The organism is Bacteroides sp. f07 (assembly GCF_042854785.1).
Classification (GTDB): Bacteria; Bacteroidota; Bacteroidia; order Bacteroidales; family Bacteroidaceae; genus Bacteroides.
Genome location: NZ_BAABXI010000001.1, coordinates 3621226 through 3636624, shown reverse-complemented (window position 1 = coordinate 3636624; position 15399 = coordinate 3621226). Strand labels below are relative to the sequence as shown.

The window sequence follows — 15399 nt, the reverse complement described above, 5'->3', positions numbered from 1 at the left end:
AATTCTTTATTTTCATTAAAATCGTCTTTCTTTCAGGCAATAGTTATCATACAGTTGTTATTTATAAAAGAGTAACCAATTATTTAAACCAAAAAGAAAATGAAGAAGAAGTTAACAGGAGTTGCATTATTATTGGCTGCCGTTTCCCTGGGAAGCACGCAGCCTGTAGCAGCGTGTACGCGCGCAGTATATATAGGGCCGGAGCAAATGGTGATAACCGGTCGTACGATGGACTGGAAGGAAGATCTCCAATCAAATCTTTACGTGTTTCCACGTGGCATCCAGCGTACGGGACACAATAAGGAGAAGACATTGAACTGGACAGCCAAATATGGAAGTATCGTTGCTGCAGGTTATGATATAGGTACTTGCGACGGAATGAATGAAAAAGGATTGGTGGCGAGTCTGCTCTTCCTGCCGGAGACGATCTATTCATTGCCGGGAGATACCCGTCCGGTGATGGGAATAAGCATCTGGACGCAATACGTACTGGATAATTTTGCCACCGTGCGTGAAGCAGTGGATGAATTGAAGAAAGAAACATTCCGTATTGACGCCCCACGTCTGCCGAATGGTTCGGAATCGACGCTGCATCTTGCTATTACCGATGAAACGGGAAATACGGCCATATTGGAATATCTGGACGGGAAACTGAGTATTCATGAAGGAAAACAATACCAGGTGATGACAAACTCTCCCCGTTATGAATACCAGTTGGCTATCAATGACTATTGGAAAGAAGTAGGCGGTCTGCAAATGCTGCCGGGAACCAATCGCTCGAGCGACCGTTTTGTACGTGCCTCTTTCTATATCCATGCCATTCCTCAGACTTCCGATGCTAAAATAGCTGTACCCAGTGTGTTGAGCGTAATGCGTAATGTTTCCGTTCCGTTCGGAATCACAACTCCCGACAAACCCTACATTTCTTCTACGCGTTGGCGTACCGTTTCCGACCAAAAGAATAAAGTCTATTATTTTGAATCGACTTTAACCCCGAACTTGTTTTGGCTGGATTTGAAGAAGATTGATTTCAGTCCGAAAGCGGGTATCAAGAAATTGTCTTTGGCGAATGGTGAGATATATGCCGGTGACGCAGTGAAGGACTTGAAGGATAGCAAATCATTTACATTCCTTTTCCAAACTCCGGTGATGTAAAGACTCGTTATCTATAAATAAAAAAGAACGGTGGACAGGCTTGTACCCAAGCATTTGTCCACCGTTCTTTTTTATGTCTTTCTATCGGGTGTGGTATCTCCCACTTTTAGAGTCTCGCATATTCCTTATGAAACTCGACCACTGCTTCGATACCTTTACGGAAAATATCCAGTGAAAAGTTCTCATTCGGAGAATGGATAGCATCCGATTCTAGTCCGAATCCCATCAATACGGTTTTGGTTCCCAACACTTGCTCGAAAGTGGAAATGATAGGGATGCTGCCGCCGCGGCGCACAGCCAGCGGTTTCTTGCCGAAAGCTATCTCGAAGCCTTTCTCTGCCGCCTGATAAGCGGGAAGAGAGATAGGGCACACATATCCCTGTCCGCCATGCATCGGAGTAACTTTCACCTGCACCGTATCGGGAGCGATGCTGCGGATATAATCAGCAAACATCCGGGAAATCTTATGATGATCCTGATGCGGAACCAACCGGCAGGAAACTTTAGCGTATGCTTTTGAAGGGAGTACAGTCTTCGAACCTTCTCCTGTATATCCGCCCCATATTCCGCACACGTCAAAAGACGGACGGCAACTGTTGCGTTCCAACGTGCTATATCCTTTCTCCCCGAACACTTCCTTCACACCGATTGCCTCTTTGTATTTCTTCTCATCGAAAGGAATATGCGCAATCATGTCCCGTTCGGCTTGCGGAACTTCTTCCACGTCGTCATAAAATCCGGGGACGGTAATCCGTCCGTCGGCATCTGTCACTTTGCTGATAATCTGGCAAAGCGTGTTGATGGGATTGGCCACCGCGCCACCGAAGTGACCGGAATGTAAGTCCCGGTTCGGTCCGGTGACTTCTATCTCCCAGTAAGCCAGTCCGCGCAGGCCCGTGGTCAGCGAAGGAAGCTCCGCTCCCAGCATACTCGTATCGGAGACGAGGATTACATCTGCTTTCAGAAGTTCCTTGTGTTCCTCACAGAACGCTTCCAGACTGGGAGAACCGATTTCCTCTTCTCCTTCGAAGATGAACTTCACATTATTCTTTAACAGACCGTTTTTAAGCAGATACTCGAACGCTTTTACCTGAATGAAAGATTGTCCTTTGTCATCGTCAGCGCCACGCGCCCAAATATACCCGTCCCGTATTTCCGGTTCGAACGGCTGGCTTTTCCAAAGTTCCAACGGTTCGGCAGGCATAACGTCATAGTGGGCGTAGACCAGCACAGTCTTGGCATCCGGGTCTACTATTTTCTGGGCGAAGACAATCGGGTTGCCTTTAGAGGGCATTACCAGTGCTTCGTCTACTCCGGCTTCCACTAACAGTTGCGCCCAACGTTCGGCACACGCCAACATGTCGTCGTGATGCTCCGGCAGTGCGCTGATGCTTGGAATACGGATGAGGCTGAACAAGTCTTCCATTATCTTTGACTCGTTCGCGGCAATATATCTCTTGATTTCGTTCATAACTTAAATAAAAATTAAAGCTGTGTAGTTTTATCCAACAGATAATAATCGAGTATGGTCATGGCTGCCATTGCTTCGACGATAGGCACGGCACGCGGCAGTACGCAGGCGTCGTGGCGTCCGCGGGCTTTCAATGTGGTGTCTACTCCGTCGATGTTGACTGTTTCCTGTTCCATCAATATGGTGGCGATAGGTTTGAAGACAACACGGAAATAGATATCTTGTCCGTTGCTCAGACCGCCCTGGATACCACCGGAGTGGTTGGTATGTGTTTCGATCCGTCCGTTATTGTTGTAGAAAACATCGTTCTGTTCGGAACCTCTCATCTTCAATCCCTTGAATCCTTCGCCGTATTCAAATGCTTTGGCAGCGTTGATACTTAGCATGGCATTGCCCAGGGCAGCATGAAGTTTACCGAAAACAGGTTGTCCCAGTCCGATGGGGCATCCTTTGATGACACAGGTCAGCGTGCCGCCGATGGTATCGCCTTCGCCTTTCACCTTATAGATAAGGTCCGCCATTTCCTTCGCCTTTTCCGGGTCGGGACAGCGTACGTCGTTGGTTTCTATCAGGTCGAGGTCATAATCAGAATACGTACCTTCCAGCTTGATGCCGCCTACCTGCGATGTATAAGCGGTGATGCTGACTCCCAACTGGCGGAGCGCCAATTTGGCCAAAGCGCCGGCTACAACGCGCGAAATCGTTTCGCGTGCCGAAGAGCGTCCGCCACCGCGGTGGTCACGGATGCCATACTTCACGGTGTAAGTATAGTCAGCGTGTGAAGGACGATATACATTTTTCAGGTTATTGTAGTCACTAGAGTGCTGATTCTCGTTCCATACGATAAAACCGATAGGGCATCCGGTAGATTTGCCTTCGAAAATACCGGAAAGGAACTCAACTTTATCAGCTTCTTTACGTGGTGTGGTAAGGATGGATTGTCCCGGACGGCGGCGATTCAGTTCTTGCTGTACAAATTCTTCGTCGATGGTGATTCCTGCAGGAAATCCGTCAATCACTCCCCCAACTCCTTTTCCATGAGACTCGCCGAAACTCGTGAGCCGAAAGATGTTGCCAAATGAATTAAACATAGTTGTGGCTTTTTTAAAATTACTGTATGCAAATATAACAAAGTTTTCGATAAGATTGTTGAGAACTCAAAATATCTTCAAAAAAGGAAGCATATTGAACCTTTTTTCTCCTTTTTAGTTTATAATTGACGATTATTTAATAACTAAACCAACAATGTATGAAAAAGAAACTTTTGTATTTATGGGCATTGGCATGCTCCGTCGCTCTCTTTACAGCTTGCAGCAGTGATGATGATAATGATAATGATATAAGTGGTGCTAATCCACCAGAAGAGGAGGAAGCGGTCGTAACGGCCCCGGATGTAGTGGGGACGTATTGGGGGAATCTGGATATATCAATGAAACCGGACGACTCCGATCAGGAAACGGTGATTGGCAATGGGATAGCCAAGTTTATAACTATTTCCCAGGTCAGCGACACGGAAGTGAAAATGGAATTGAAAGAGTTTGAACTGTTTCTGAATGGAACTATCATGAAGTTCGGTGATATCGTAATAGATAAATGTACGGTAAAAAAAGAGGCTGATGCCTCGACTTTCACCGGTCAGCAGGATTTGATCTTTTCGGGAGTTGCCGCCGCTCTCGGCACTTGTGCCACCACAGTGGAAGGTACGGTGGAAGGTGAAAATCTCACCATGAATATTAATGTGAAAGTGACTGCATTGCAACAGACCGTGAAAGTGACCTATTCCGGTGTGAGGCAGGTAGAGAAATCCAGATAAATACGAATCTTGCAGATACTTTTTGCGGGGCTGCCTAAAGGAGAAATCTCTTTCAGGCAGCCCCGCTTTTATCTAAGGAATATGCTCTTAAAATGCATATCCGAAACCGACATTCAAATAGATGGGATACATGGAGAAAGTAATCGTATGGAAGTCGTTTTTGAAGATGTTATTCAGTCCCCAGGTGAGGTCTGCATATACATTCAGATGCTTGAAAGCTCTCCATCCGGCTCCTGCCTGCAATCCCCACTGGAAATGCCGCAAGTCGTCCGAGAAATCATAGGTTGCAATCTTTCCGTCGGTAAATTCCACTTTGGGGCCGGTAGGGTCGTCTTCCCGTAAATATCCTTCATATACATGTCCAGAGAAGTCTCTTGAAAGTATATAGGAGAAATAAGGTCCAGCCTTTACATTCCATCGGCTCGTCAATTTATAAGTGGCCATTAAAGGTATTGTCAGCCCTGCGGTGTGTACTTTGGTTTTCACTCCACCCGTCCATACACCGCTGATTCTTTCGCCGCCTTGCCCGAGAATCTCCATATTGTAATTCTTTACGGTAGCTTCGGTCGTCATCGCCTTGTTTTCAAGACGTAGCCCGACAATGATGCCCAGCCTGTTCTGGACAGCCACCCATTTGGTGACCTCGCCACCGATAGTAATGGCAAGTGTCGGATTATAACCGTCTATCGAACGGATTTCCACAGGCAGAGGAAGCGGAGCCGTGCCGCCGATACTGATTCCTGCTTTTACTTCATATTCCAGTCCGCGCAGGGCGGAGCGGATGAGTGTCTCGTTTCTGTCTACTTGTGAATAGCCGGGCAGGGCTACTCCTATACAGGCAAGCAAACTGAATATATGTGGGTAAATTCTCATCTTTATAGCTGTTATAAAATTAATTTTCCGAGTGATAGATTAGTTCGACTTCATCAATCAGTAAAGTACTTCCGATTGCTCCGTTGAAATAAGCGCCTTCCAGACTTGACGTGAATACGATGGCAACATTATACTTGCCATCCTTCAGTTTCTCCTTATCAATGAACTTGCCGGGCAGGGTGGTGAACGGCAGTTTGAAATACGTCCATTCGTCTGTTTCTTTGGCATTGTCGATGCGTGCCATCGAAACCAAGTTGGGGCTGGTGAACGCATTGCTACCGTCCAGCGTAGAGACAGATTCGCTCGTCTCGTACATGATGGCGTATATATCGCATATGTCACGTTTCCCCTCGACAGTGTTTCCCCCTTCTGTGAATTTATCTCCCGCCTTGTATTTATAATAACCTGCCAGGTAAGTCGGGACATATCGGAAAGGAAGCCCGAATTTCGTAGCTTGCAGCGGGTTGCTCATGGCATTGCCTACATCGAAAGAACCGATGAACAAGTTTCCTGCCGCGATAGGCATTCCCATCAACTGACCGAAGAATCCCGTGCTGCGTGTCACCAATGAAAGGCATTTCCCTTCTTTACCGTCCGTTATCTGGAAGGTGGGGTAGTCATCGGCCGTTTTAGGTACTCCTGTCAGGGCATAACCGGCATTTCCGCTGGCCCATTCCATGACTACCTTGTCGCCCTCACGTTCCACAAAGATGTAGTATTTCTTTCCGCCCAGAGTATCCTCGAAATGATAATTCGTAGCAAGTTCCGTATCTATGACGGATACTGTATAAGTCTTTTTCCAGACACCGTCGGCGGCTGTGACGGTGTACTTCTGCGGAGAGTTAAAGTCTCGCACAGTTCCGCTTTGCGGACTGATAGTTGCTCCCGGAGTCAGAGTAAACTCCGGTGCAAGTTCTGAAATATCCGTTTCCGGTCCGACAAAGAGAGTGACAGAATTATTATTAATGATGGGGTGGGTAGTCATTACTACTTCCGGCAGTTTGCAACTTAGTATATCTGCTTCTGCATTGGGAGCTTCGTCGCGAATGCAAGAAGACGAAATAATAACCAATAGCAAATAGAAAATCACGTGTTTTGCTTTCATTTTTCTCTTATTTTTGCTTAAAACTTTGGTTCTTCGAAGAATTAATAACAAAATGAGATTTTATTTGTTCACTAAGACGTACAGGATAGAAAAGAATTTTCTATTTTTGTGGGAACAAAACTTTAAAAGCGCATGACTCAATCTGAAAGACAGCAAATTATAGGGCTGATAAAAAAAGAAGTAATTCCGGCTATCGGTTGTACGGAACCAATTGCCGTGGCACTTTGCGTAGCCAAAGCGGCAGAAACATTGGGTGAGAAACCCGAAAAGATAGAGGTATTATTGAGTGCTAATATACTGAAGAATGCCATGGGAGTAGGAATCCCCGGTACAGGTATGGTGGGGCTTCCTATCGCTGTTGCCCTGGGCGTGTTAATCGGCAAATCAGACTATCAGTTGGAAGTCTTGAGAGACTGCACGCCGGAAGCAGTGGCGCAAGGCAAACAGTTTATCGCAGAAAAGCGAATCTGTATCTCTTTAAAGGAAGATATTGAAGAGAAGCTATACATTGAAGTGATTTGTAAGGCCGGCGGTAAAACTGCCAAAGCCGTCATTGCCGGCGGACACACTACCTTTATATATATAGCCAAAGACGAGAAAGTTTTGCTCGACAAACAGCATACTGCCAGTACGGAGGAAGAAGATTCTTCTCTTGAACTGAGCCTGCGCAAGGTTTATGACTTTGCCCTGACAGCCCCCTTGGATGAAATCCGTTTCATTCTCGACACTGCCCGCCTGAACAAAGCGGCTGCCGAACAAGCCTTTAAAGGTAACTACGGACATTCTTTAGGAAAAATGCTTCGTGGTACGTATGAACATAAGGTGATAGGCGACAGTGTATTTTCGCATATCCTTTCTTATACTTCAGCCGCTTGTGACGCCCGCATGGCGGGAGCCATGATTCCGGTCATGAGCAACTCCGGCAGCGGTAATCAAGGCATATCTGCCACATTACCCGTCGTAGTCTTTGCTGAAGAAAACAATAAGAGCGAAGAAGAACTTATCCGCGCCCTAATGTTGAGCCATCTCACGGTCATCTATATTAAACAAAGTTTGGGGCGCTTGTCTGCCTTGTGCGGTTGTGTAGTAGCTGCCACTGGTTCCAGTTGCGGAATCACCTGGCTGATGGGCGGAAGCTACGACCAGGTAACCTTTGCTGTTCAAAATATGATTGCCAACCTGACGGGAATGATTTGTGACGGTGCGAAACCGAGTTGTGCCCTGAAAGTGACTACCGGAGTTTCGACAGCCGTATTGTCAGCTATGATGGCTATGGAAAACCGTTGTGTGACTTCCGTAGAAGGAATTATTGATGAGGATGTAGACCAGAGTATCCGCAATCTGACAAGAATCGGCTCGCAGGCCATGAACGAAACGGATAAAATGGTGCTTGATATTATGACGCACAAAGGATGCTGAATAAGAAACAGGCAAATTAAGGAACAAGTGAATTAAAGAACCGACAAATAAAAAATGGATAATGAAACCGGAAAGTTCATTATCCATTTTATTTTTATTAGCCGCTGTTATCAACAGCCCTATTTCTTAATTAGTGGCAGTGTCCGCCTTCGCAACCGCAATCGTCGCCGCATTCGTGGTCACCGCATCCACCACCGCAACTGTCGCATCCGCAACCGCATCCGCCTTCGCCGCTCATCATTTTCACCAATTCCTGGATTTCTTCGTTCGTAGCAGGACGGCTTTCAAGCACTTCACCTTCAAAGATAAGGTCGGCGCCTGCCAACGGGTGGTTAAGGTCGACTACTACCACGTCCGGTTTGATTTCCACTACGCTTGCGTTCACGCGCTGGCCGTCACTGGTCATCAAAGGAACGATATTGCCTTCTTTGATGCGTTCGCTATCGAACTTGCCGTCAATTTCGAAAATATTCTTAGGAAGGTCAATCACGTGTTGTTCGTCATATTGACCATATGCTTTATCTGCTGCGATGGTAAACTCAAATTTATCACCTTTAGAAAGAGCAGTCACTTGATTCTCGAAATCTTCGAGTGTTGTTCCTAATCCTGAAATGAATTGAAAAGGGTGTTCTGCTTTTGCTTCCTCGAACAACTCTTTTTCACCATCTTCCATTGTATATAGTTTGTATGCAACGGTAATGTACTTGTTTTCTACTGTTTCCATCTGATATTTTATATTTCTAAATTAATAAATCCCGGCAAACGGGCTGGCAAAGATACGAATTATTTGCTTGTACATCGGCATAGGGAATGTAAATTTCAGATTATTAAGTGCTTTTGTCAGAAAGCTTTGTTGGGACACATACTTGTATAATAGTTGTAAATTCAACCTTTAAGTGATAAAATAGAGAAATAATACCACTCTTATCTTACAATTATTAGCTTTTAAGTGATTTTTTTCTTCGATTTGTTTGGAGATAATAAAAAAGCCCTTACCTTTGCAGCACAAAAATAAAGGAAAAGAAGATATGAATATGTCACATACATCTATTAACCTAGCAGTCCTGCATATTATTCGCGTCGTGGTGGTGCCATCAAGAGCGTGAGAAAGGTTTTTGTGTTGTATGTATTCGTACCATAAAAGATAGAATTTGGAGCCTTTCTCACTGATGTGAGAGAGGCTCTTTAATTAAAAGACAGATTGAAATGAAAAAGCAATTACGCAGTTCGTTTAGTACACAAGGCCGTCGGATGGCGGGAGCCCGCGCGTTATGGGCAGCCAACGGCATGAAGAAAGAACAGATGGGCAAGCCCATTATCGCTATCGTCAATTCGTTCACGCAGTTTGTGCCGGGACATGTGCACCTGCATGAAATCGGTCAGTTGGTGAAGGCTGAGATTGAAAAGCTGGGATGCTTCGCTGCGGAATTCAATACAATCGCCATCGACGACGGCATCGCCATGGGGCACGATGGAATGCTTTACTCGCTTCCTTCGCGCGACATCATTGCCGACAGTGTAGAATATATGGTCAACGCACATAAGGCGGACGCGATGGTGTGTATCAGCAACTGCGATAAGATCACTCCGGGAATGTTGATGGCATCCATGCGCCTGAATATCCCTACCGTATTTGTATCGGGCGGACCGATGGAAGCGGGAGAGTGGAACGGCCAGCACCTCGACTTGATTGACGCCATGATTAAATCCGCCGACCGGAGCGTAAGTGACGAAGAAGTGGCCAATATCGAGCAGAACGCCTGTCCTACCTGCGGATGTTGTTCCGGCATGTTCACCGCCAACTCCATGAACTGCTTGAATGAAGCTATCGGACTGGCTCTTCCCGGAAACGGAACCATCGTAGCTACTCACGAAAATCGTACGCAACTCTTCAAAGACGCTGCCAAGCTGATTGTAGAGAATGCAATGAAATATTATAATGAGGGAGACGAAAGTGTACTCCCTCGCAGCATCGCTACCCGCGAGGCCTTCCTGAATGCAATGACACTCGATATCGCGATGGGCGGTTCCACCAATACGGTGCTCCATCTGCTGGCTATTGCCCACGAAGCGGAAGTGGATTTCAAGATGGATGATATTGACATGCTTTCCCGCAAAACTCCCTGCCTCTGCAAGGTAGCTCCGAATACACAGAAATACCATATCCAAGATGTAAACCGTGCCGGTGGTATTATCGCTATTATGCACGAACTGGCAAAAGCCGGACTTGTTGATACGTCTGTTCGCCGCGTAGACGGAATGTCCCTGGCGGAAGCTATCAACGAAAACTCAATCACCAGCCCGAATGTCAGCGAGAAAGCCATCAAGAAATATTCGAGCGCAGCCGCCAACAAATTCAACCTTGTACTCGGCTCACAGGGCATGTACTATAAGGAATTGGACAAAGATCGTGCGGTCGGATGCATCCGCGACCTGGAACACGCTTACAGCAGGGACGGCGGACTGGCAGTGCTGAAAGGCAACATCGCCCAAGACGGTTGTGTAGTAAAGACAGCAGGCGTAGACGAAAGTATTTGGAAATTTACCGGCCCTGCCAAAGTTTTTGATTCGCAAGAAGCAGCTTGTGAAGGCATCCTCGGCGGTCGAGTCGTCAGTGGCGACGTCGTCGTCATCACGCACGAAGGTCCGAAGGGTGGTCCGGGTATGCAGGAAATGCTTTATCCTACCTCTTATATAAAATCCCGCCATCTCGGGAAAGAATGTGCCTTGATTACCGACGGACGTTTCAGCGGTGGAACTTCCGGCTTGAGTATCGGACATATTTCGCCCGAAGCGGCAGCAGGGGGTAATATCGGAAAGATTGTTGATGGAGATATTATTGAAATCGATATTCCCGCCCGGACGATTAACGTGCGATTAACGGATGAAGAACTGGCTGCCCGCCCGATGGCACCTGTCACTCGCGACCGTTACGTGCCGAAGAGTCTGAAGGCATATGCCAGTATGGTCAGTTCCGCCGATAAGGGAGCAGTGAGAATAATCGATTGATACACATCTTTCAATATCAAAAAAAGAATGAGTAAAGACTTAATAACAGGTGCAGAGGCGTTGATGCGCTCCTTGGAACATCAGGGAGTAAACACCATCTTCGGATACCCCGGTGGTTCTATCATGCCGGTGTTTGATGCCTTATTTGACCATAAGGATACATTGAACCACATCTTGGTTCGTCACGAACAGGGAGCTGCCCATGCGGCACAAGGTTATGCCCGCGTATCGGGTGAAGTAGGTGTTTGTCTGGTTACAAGCGGCCCCGGTGCTACCAATACGATTACAGGTATTGCGGACGCAATGATAGACAGTACGCCTATCGTGGTGATTGCCGGACAGGTAGGAACTGCTTTCCTCGGAACGGATGCGTTTCAGGAAGTCGATTTGGTAGGTATCACGCAGCCAATCGCTAAATGGAGTTATCAGATTCGTCGGGCGGAAGATGTAGCCTGGGCTGTAGCGCGTGCGTTCTATATTGCCCGTAGTGGTCGTCCTGGCCCGGTAGTGCTGGATTTTGCCAAGAATGCGCAAGTGGAGAAAACGAAATACGAACCGACGAAACTGGACTTTATCCGCAGCTACGTCCCCGTGCCCGATACGGACGAGGACGCTGTAAAAGCGGCTGCCGAACTGATAAATAATGCCGAACGTCCGCTTGTACTGGTGGGACAGGGCGTTGAGTTGGGCAATGCGCAAAGCGAATTGCGTGCTTTCATCGAAAAGGCGGACATGCCTGCGGGTTGCACATTGCTCGGTCTTTCGGCTTTGCCGACGGAACACCCGTTGAATAAGGGGATGTTGGGGATGCACGGCAACTTGGGGCCGAACATCAACACCAACAAATGCGATGTCCTGATTGCTGTCGGCATGCGTTTCGATGATCGTGTGACAGGCAACCTCGCTACCTATGCCAAACAGGCAAAAGTAATCCACTTCGACATTGACCCTGCGGAAGTAAACAAGAATGTGAAAGTAGATGTGGCCGTCTTAGGAGACTGCAAGCATACATTGGCATCCGTAACGGAACTTCTGAAGAAGAACACCCATACAGAATGGATAGACAGTTTCAAGGAATATGAGAAAGTTGAAGAAGAGAAAGTAATACGCCCCGAACTTCATCCTGCCACGGATTCTCTGAGCATGGGCGAAGTGGCACGTGCAGTAAGTGACGCAACCCGCCACGAAGCTGTCCTGGTGACGGACGTAGGTCAAAACCAAATGATTTCCGCACGCTACTTTAAATATACGAAAGAACGTAGCATCATCACTTCCGGCGGACTCGGAACCATGGGCTTCGGTCTTCCTGCCGCTATCGGTGCAACTTTCGGCGCACCGGAACGTACCGTATGCGCATTTATGGGCGATGGCGGACTCCAGATGAATATCCAGGAGTTGGGAACTATCATGGAACGGAAAGCTCCGGTGAAAATTATCTGCTTGAACAACAACTTCCTCGGCAATGTACGCCAATGGCAAGCCATGTTCTTCAACCGCCGCTATTCATTTACGCCGATGTTGAACCCGGACTACATGAAAATAGCTTCGGCCTATGACATTCCTTCCAAACGTGTCTTCACCCGGGAAGAACTGAAGGAAGCCATCGAGGAAATGCTGGCTACGGACGGCCCGTTCCTGCTTGAAGCCTGCGTGGTGGAAGAGGGCAATGTCTTGCCGATGACTCCCCCGGGTGGCTCGGTAAATCAAATGTTGCTGGAGTGCTAGGAGAAATAGAGAGTTGGGAACGGAGAGTTGAGAGTTCGCATTTAAAATTTAGAGTTATGAGTGATAAGACATTATATACCATCATTGTTCATTCGGAGAATATCGCCGGATTGCTGAATCAGGTAACGGCTGTATTTACCCGTCGGCAGATAAATATTGAAAGCCTGAATGTATCCGCGTCGTCAATCAAAGGCGTACATAAATATACCATCACGGCTTGGACGGATAAGGATACGATAGAGAAGGTGGTGAAGCAGATAGAGAAGAAGATTGACGTTATCCAGGCTCACTACTTTACGGAAGATGAAATTTACTTCCATGAGATTGCCTTATATAAGGTATCTACCCCTGAGTTTCAAGAGACACCGGAAGCATCCAAAGTGATACGCAGGTATAACGCTCGCGTGGTAGAGGTGAATCCTGTATTCTCCATTGTCGAGAAGAACGGCATGAGTGAGGACATTACTTCACTTTATGGTGAACTGAAGGCTTTGAATTGTGTTCTGCAGTTTGTGCGTTCGGGACGCGTGGCTATCACTACCAGTTGCTTCGAACGGGTGAACGAGTTTCTCGACGGGCGGGAAGCCGGCTATAACCAAAGTAAAAAACAACAGGAATAATGAGCGAATCAAATAAAATAGGAACTTATAAGTTTGTTGCGGAACCGTTCCACGTCGACTTCAACGGACGCCTGACAATGGGCGTATTGGGCAACCATCTGCTGAATTGCGCAGGTTTCCATGCCAATGACCGTGGCTTCGGCATTGCGACGCTGAACGAGGATAATTACACCTGGGTGCTTTCCCGCCTAGCTATTGAACTGGACGAAATGCCTTACCAATATGAAGACTTCTCGGTTCAGACGTGGGTGGAGAACGTGTATCGCCTGTTCACCGACCGTAACTTTGCCGTTATCGACAAAGACGGCAAAAAGATAGGCTACGCCCGTTCGGTATGGGCTATGATTAACCTGAATACCCGCAAGCCCGCGGACTTGTTGACGTTGCACGGTGGAAGCATCGTAGACTATGTGTGCGATGAACCTTGTCCGATAGACAAGCCCTCTCGCATCAAGGTGACCAGTGACAAGCCGTTGGCTACGCTGGCGGCAAAATACAGCGATATCGACATCAACGGTCATGTGAACAGTATCCGCTACATAGAACATATCCTCGATTTGTTCCCGATAGAACTGTATAAGACCAAGCGTATTCGCCGTTTTGAAATGGCGTATGTGGCGGAAAGTTATTTCGGAGATGAGCTCTCGTTCTTCTGTGACGAAGCCAATGAGAACGAGTTTCATGTCGAAGTGAAGAAGAATGGCAGTGAGGTAGTCTGCCGCTCGAAAGTAATATTTGAATAAATAGGATATAGAATCAATTAATAACGGATGGCATAAGCCATCAAAACTAAAAACAAAAAAGAAAATGGCACAGTTGAATTTTGGCGGAACTATTGAAACAGTAGTAATCCGTGACGAATTTCCATTAGAAAAAGCTCGTGAAGTATTGAAAAATGAAACAATTGCTGTAATCGGTTATGGTGTGCAGGGCCCGGGGCAGGCACTGAACTTGCGTGATAACGGTTTCAATGTAATCGTTGGACAGCGTGAAGGAAAAACATACGATAAGGCAGTAGCAGACGGATGGGTTCCGGGTGAAACGTTGTTCGGAATCGAAGAAGCTTGCGAGAAAGGTACTATCGTTATGTGCCTGTTGTCTGACGCGGCAGTAATGTCTGTATGGCCTACTATCAAGCCTTACCTGACTGCCGGAAAAGCTCTTTATTTCTCTCACGGTTTTGCTATCACCTGGAACGACCGTACAGGCGTAGTTCCTCCTGCTGATATCGACGTTATCATGGTTGCTCCTAAAGGTTCGGGTACTTCTTTGCGTACCATGTTTCTTGAAGGCCGTGGCTTGAACTCTTCTTACGCTATCTATCAGGATGCTACGGGTAAGGCTTACGAAAAGACAATCGCACTGGGTATCGGTATCGGTTCAGGCTATCTGTTTGAAACTACTTTCCAACGTGAAGCTACTTCTGACCTGACAGGCGAACGCGGTTCATTGATGGGGGCTATTCAGGGGCTGTTGCTGGCACAGTATGAAGTATTGCGTGAAAACGGTCATTCTCCTTCCGAAGCTTTCAACGAAACTGTAGAAGAGCTGACTCAGTCATTGATGCCGCTTTTCGCAAAGAACGGTATGGACTGGATGTATGCAAACTGCTCTACTACTGCCCAACGTGGTGCTCTCGACTGGATGGGACCTTTCCACGACGCTATCAAGCCGGTAGTTGAAAAGTTGTACCACAGTGTTAAGACTGGTAACGAAGCCCAGATTTCTATCGACTCCAACTCTAAGCCGGATTATCGTGAGAAACTGGAAGTGGAACTGAAAGAACTTCGCGAAAGCGAAATGTGGCAGACTGCTGTTACAGTACGCAAACTTCGTCCTGAGAATAATTAATCCGACTGGATTATACAAGTTTTATAAGAGGGGAGAACTTTGGGTTCTCCCTTTTCTTTTACCCGATAATGAGCTGTTAATCTGTATTCTAGGGAAATAAAAGTTTTTTTTGAAAATATATGGCGGTTATAGGCGAAAAATGTAAGTTTATGTTTATCTTTGCGATATCAAACTGAAACAAATGATACCGTATGAGAAGTGTTTTGTTTATTTTTTAACTTTAGCCTGCATTCGCAGCATATTTTTGGATAGTTGTGTGATGATAAGTTTGGTTGATTAAAGATACTGATTATTCCAAGCCGGTAGACGGTTGTATTATTCCCTTTATAGTTTGATTTTTTCGGAACTCCATTGAAGA

The 15399-nt window shown here is 46.7% G+C and carries 13 protein-coding genes; 8 read left to right on the top strand and 5 right to left on the bottom strand.

The features are described 5' to 3' along the window. Positions 1–99: 99 nt before the first annotated feature. Positions 100–1155, top strand: coding sequence for a linear amide C-N hydrolase (locus tag ACGHVY_RS14905; RefSeq protein ID WP_390599587.1), 1056 nt, complete (start codon positions 100–102; stop codon positions 1153–1155). 106 nt (positions 1156–1261) lie between these two features. Here the strand turns inward: ACGHVY_RS14905 and ACGHVY_RS14900 are convergent, their stop codons facing one another. After that, complete coding sequence (locus ACGHVY_RS14900) at positions 1262–2626, bottom strand: dipeptidase (protein WP_390599586.1); 1365 nt, start codon at positions 2624–2626, stop codon at positions 1262–1264. A gap of 14 nt (positions 2627–2640) precedes the next feature. Next, positions 2641–3717, bottom strand: a complete 1077-nt coding sequence (gene aroC / locus ACGHVY_RS14895; RefSeq protein ID WP_308747188.1) for a chorismate synthase — start codon at positions 3715–3717, stop codon at positions 2641–2643. 158 nt (positions 3718–3875) lie between these two features. Between aroC and ACGHVY_RS14890 the strand changes: the two genes are divergently transcribed. Further along, positions 3876–4439: a calycin-like domain-containing protein gene (locus ACGHVY_RS14890; RefSeq protein ID WP_390599585.1), complete on the top strand. Its 564-nt coding sequence runs from the start codon at positions 3876–3878 to the stop codon at positions 4437–4439. Positions 4440–4526: 87 nt separating this feature from the next. On the opposite strand, the gene ACGHVY_RS14885 is transcribed toward ACGHVY_RS14890, so the two are convergent. Next, positions 4527–5312, bottom strand: a complete 786-nt coding sequence (locus ACGHVY_RS14885; RefSeq protein WP_390599584.1) for a porin family protein — start codon at positions 5310–5312, stop codon at positions 4527–4529. Between the two features lie 19 nt (positions 5313–5331). Continuing rightward, a complete protein-coding gene (locus ACGHVY_RS14880; RefSeq protein WP_390599583.1) occupies positions 5332–6417 on the bottom strand; it encodes a PCMD domain-containing protein in 1086 nt (361 codons plus the stop codon). Between the two features lie 132 nt (positions 6418–6549). On the opposite strand from ACGHVY_RS14880, the gene ACGHVY_RS14875 reads away from it, so the two are divergent. Further along, complete coding sequence (locus ACGHVY_RS14875; RefSeq protein ID WP_390599582.1) at positions 6550–7836, top strand: serine dehydratase subunit alpha family protein; 1287 nt, start codon at positions 6550–6552, stop codon at positions 7834–7836. Positions 7837–7966: 130 nt separating this feature from the next. Here ACGHVY_RS14875 and ACGHVY_RS14870 read toward each other — a convergent pair whose 3' ends face one another. Beyond that, the gene (locus ACGHVY_RS14870; protein ID WP_390599581.1) at positions 7967–8560 is read right to left on the bottom strand and encodes a peptidylprolyl isomerase; all 594 of its coding nucleotides are present in this window, start codon (positions 8558–8560) and stop codon (positions 7967–7969) included. Positions 8561–9042: 482 nt separating this feature from the next. Between ACGHVY_RS14870 and ilvD the strand changes: the two genes are divergently transcribed. The 5 genes from ilvD to ilvC all read left to right on the top strand — a co-directional run bounded on the left by ilvD (position 9043) and on the right by ilvC (position 15041). Beyond that, positions 9043–10845, top strand: coding sequence for a dihydroxy-acid dehydratase (gene ilvD / locus ACGHVY_RS14865; RefSeq protein WP_390599580.1), 1803 nt, complete (start codon positions 9043–9045; stop codon positions 10843–10845). Positions 10846–10872: 27 nt separating this feature from the next. Continuing rightward, positions 10873–12570, top strand: coding sequence for a biosynthetic-type acetolactate synthase large subunit (gene ilvB, locus ACGHVY_RS14860; protein ID WP_308746767.1), 1698 nt, complete (start codon positions 10873–10875; stop codon positions 12568–12570). A gap of 56 nt (positions 12571–12626) precedes the next feature. After that, the gene (gene ilvN, locus ACGHVY_RS14855) at positions 12627–13190 is read left to right on the top strand and encodes an acetolactate synthase small subunit (protein ID WP_308746768.1); all 564 of its coding nucleotides are present in this window, start codon (positions 12627–12629) and stop codon (positions 13188–13190) included. After that, positions 13190–13933, top strand: coding sequence for an acyl-[acyl-carrier-protein] thioesterase (locus ACGHVY_RS14850; protein ID WP_390599579.1), 744 nt, complete (start codon positions 13190–13192; stop codon positions 13931–13933). The genes ilvN and ACGHVY_RS14850 overlap by 1 nt, the downstream gene beginning before the upstream one ends. A 64-nt stretch (positions 13934–13997) precedes the next feature. Beyond that, the gene (gene ilvC, locus ACGHVY_RS14845; RefSeq protein ID WP_308746770.1) at positions 13998–15041 is read left to right on the top strand and encodes a ketol-acid reductoisomerase; all 1044 of its coding nucleotides are present in this window, start codon (positions 13998–14000) and stop codon (positions 15039–15041) included. Positions 15042–15399 lie beyond the last annotated feature (358 nt).

Coding starts and splice junctions, on each gene's coding strand:
- ACGHVY_RS14905 (WP_390599587.1), top strand. CDS start 100: ATGAAGAAGAAGTTAACAGGAGTTGCATTATTATTGGCTGCCGTTTCC.
- ACGHVY_RS14850 (WP_390599579.1), top strand. CDS start 13,190: ATGAGCGAATCAAATAAAATAGGAACTTATAAGTTTGTTGCGGAACCG.
- ACGHVY_RS14880 (WP_390599583.1), bottom strand. CDS start 6,417: ATGAAAGCAAAACACGTGATTTTCTATTTGCTATTGGTTATTATTTCG.
- ilvB (WP_308746767.1), top strand. CDS start 10,873: ATGAGTAAAGACTTAATAACAGGTGCAGAGGCGTTGATGCGCTCCTTG.
- ACGHVY_RS14900 (WP_390599586.1), bottom strand. CDS start 2,626: ATGAACGAAATCAAGAGATATATTGCCGCGAACGAGTCAAAGATAATG.
- ACGHVY_RS14875 (WP_390599582.1), top strand. CDS start 6,550: ATGACTCAATCTGAAAGACAGCAAATTATAGGGCTGATAAAAAAAGAA.
- ACGHVY_RS14885 (WP_390599584.1), bottom strand. CDS start 5,312: ATGAGAATTTACCCACATATATTCAGTTTGCTTGCCTGTATAGGAGTA.
- ilvC (WP_308746770.1), top strand. CDS start 13,998: ATGGCACAGTTGAATTTTGGCGGAACTATTGAAACAGTAGTAATCCGT.
- aroC (WP_308747188.1), bottom strand. CDS start 3,717: ATGTTTAATTCATTTGGCAACATCTTTCGGCTCACGAGTTTCGGCGAG.
- ilvD (WP_390599580.1), top strand. CDS start 9,043: ATGAAAAAGCAATTACGCAGTTCGTTTAGTACACAAGGCCGTCGGATG.
- ACGHVY_RS14870 (WP_390599581.1), bottom strand. CDS start 8,560: ATGGAAACAGTAGAAAACAAGTACATTACCGTTGCATACAAACTATAT.
- ilvN (WP_308746768.1), top strand. CDS start 12,627: ATGAGTGATAAGACATTATATACCATCATTGTTCATTCGGAGAATATC.
- ACGHVY_RS14890 (WP_390599585.1), top strand. CDS start 3,876: ATGAAAAAGAAACTTTTGTATTTATGGGCATTGGCATGCTCCGTCGCT.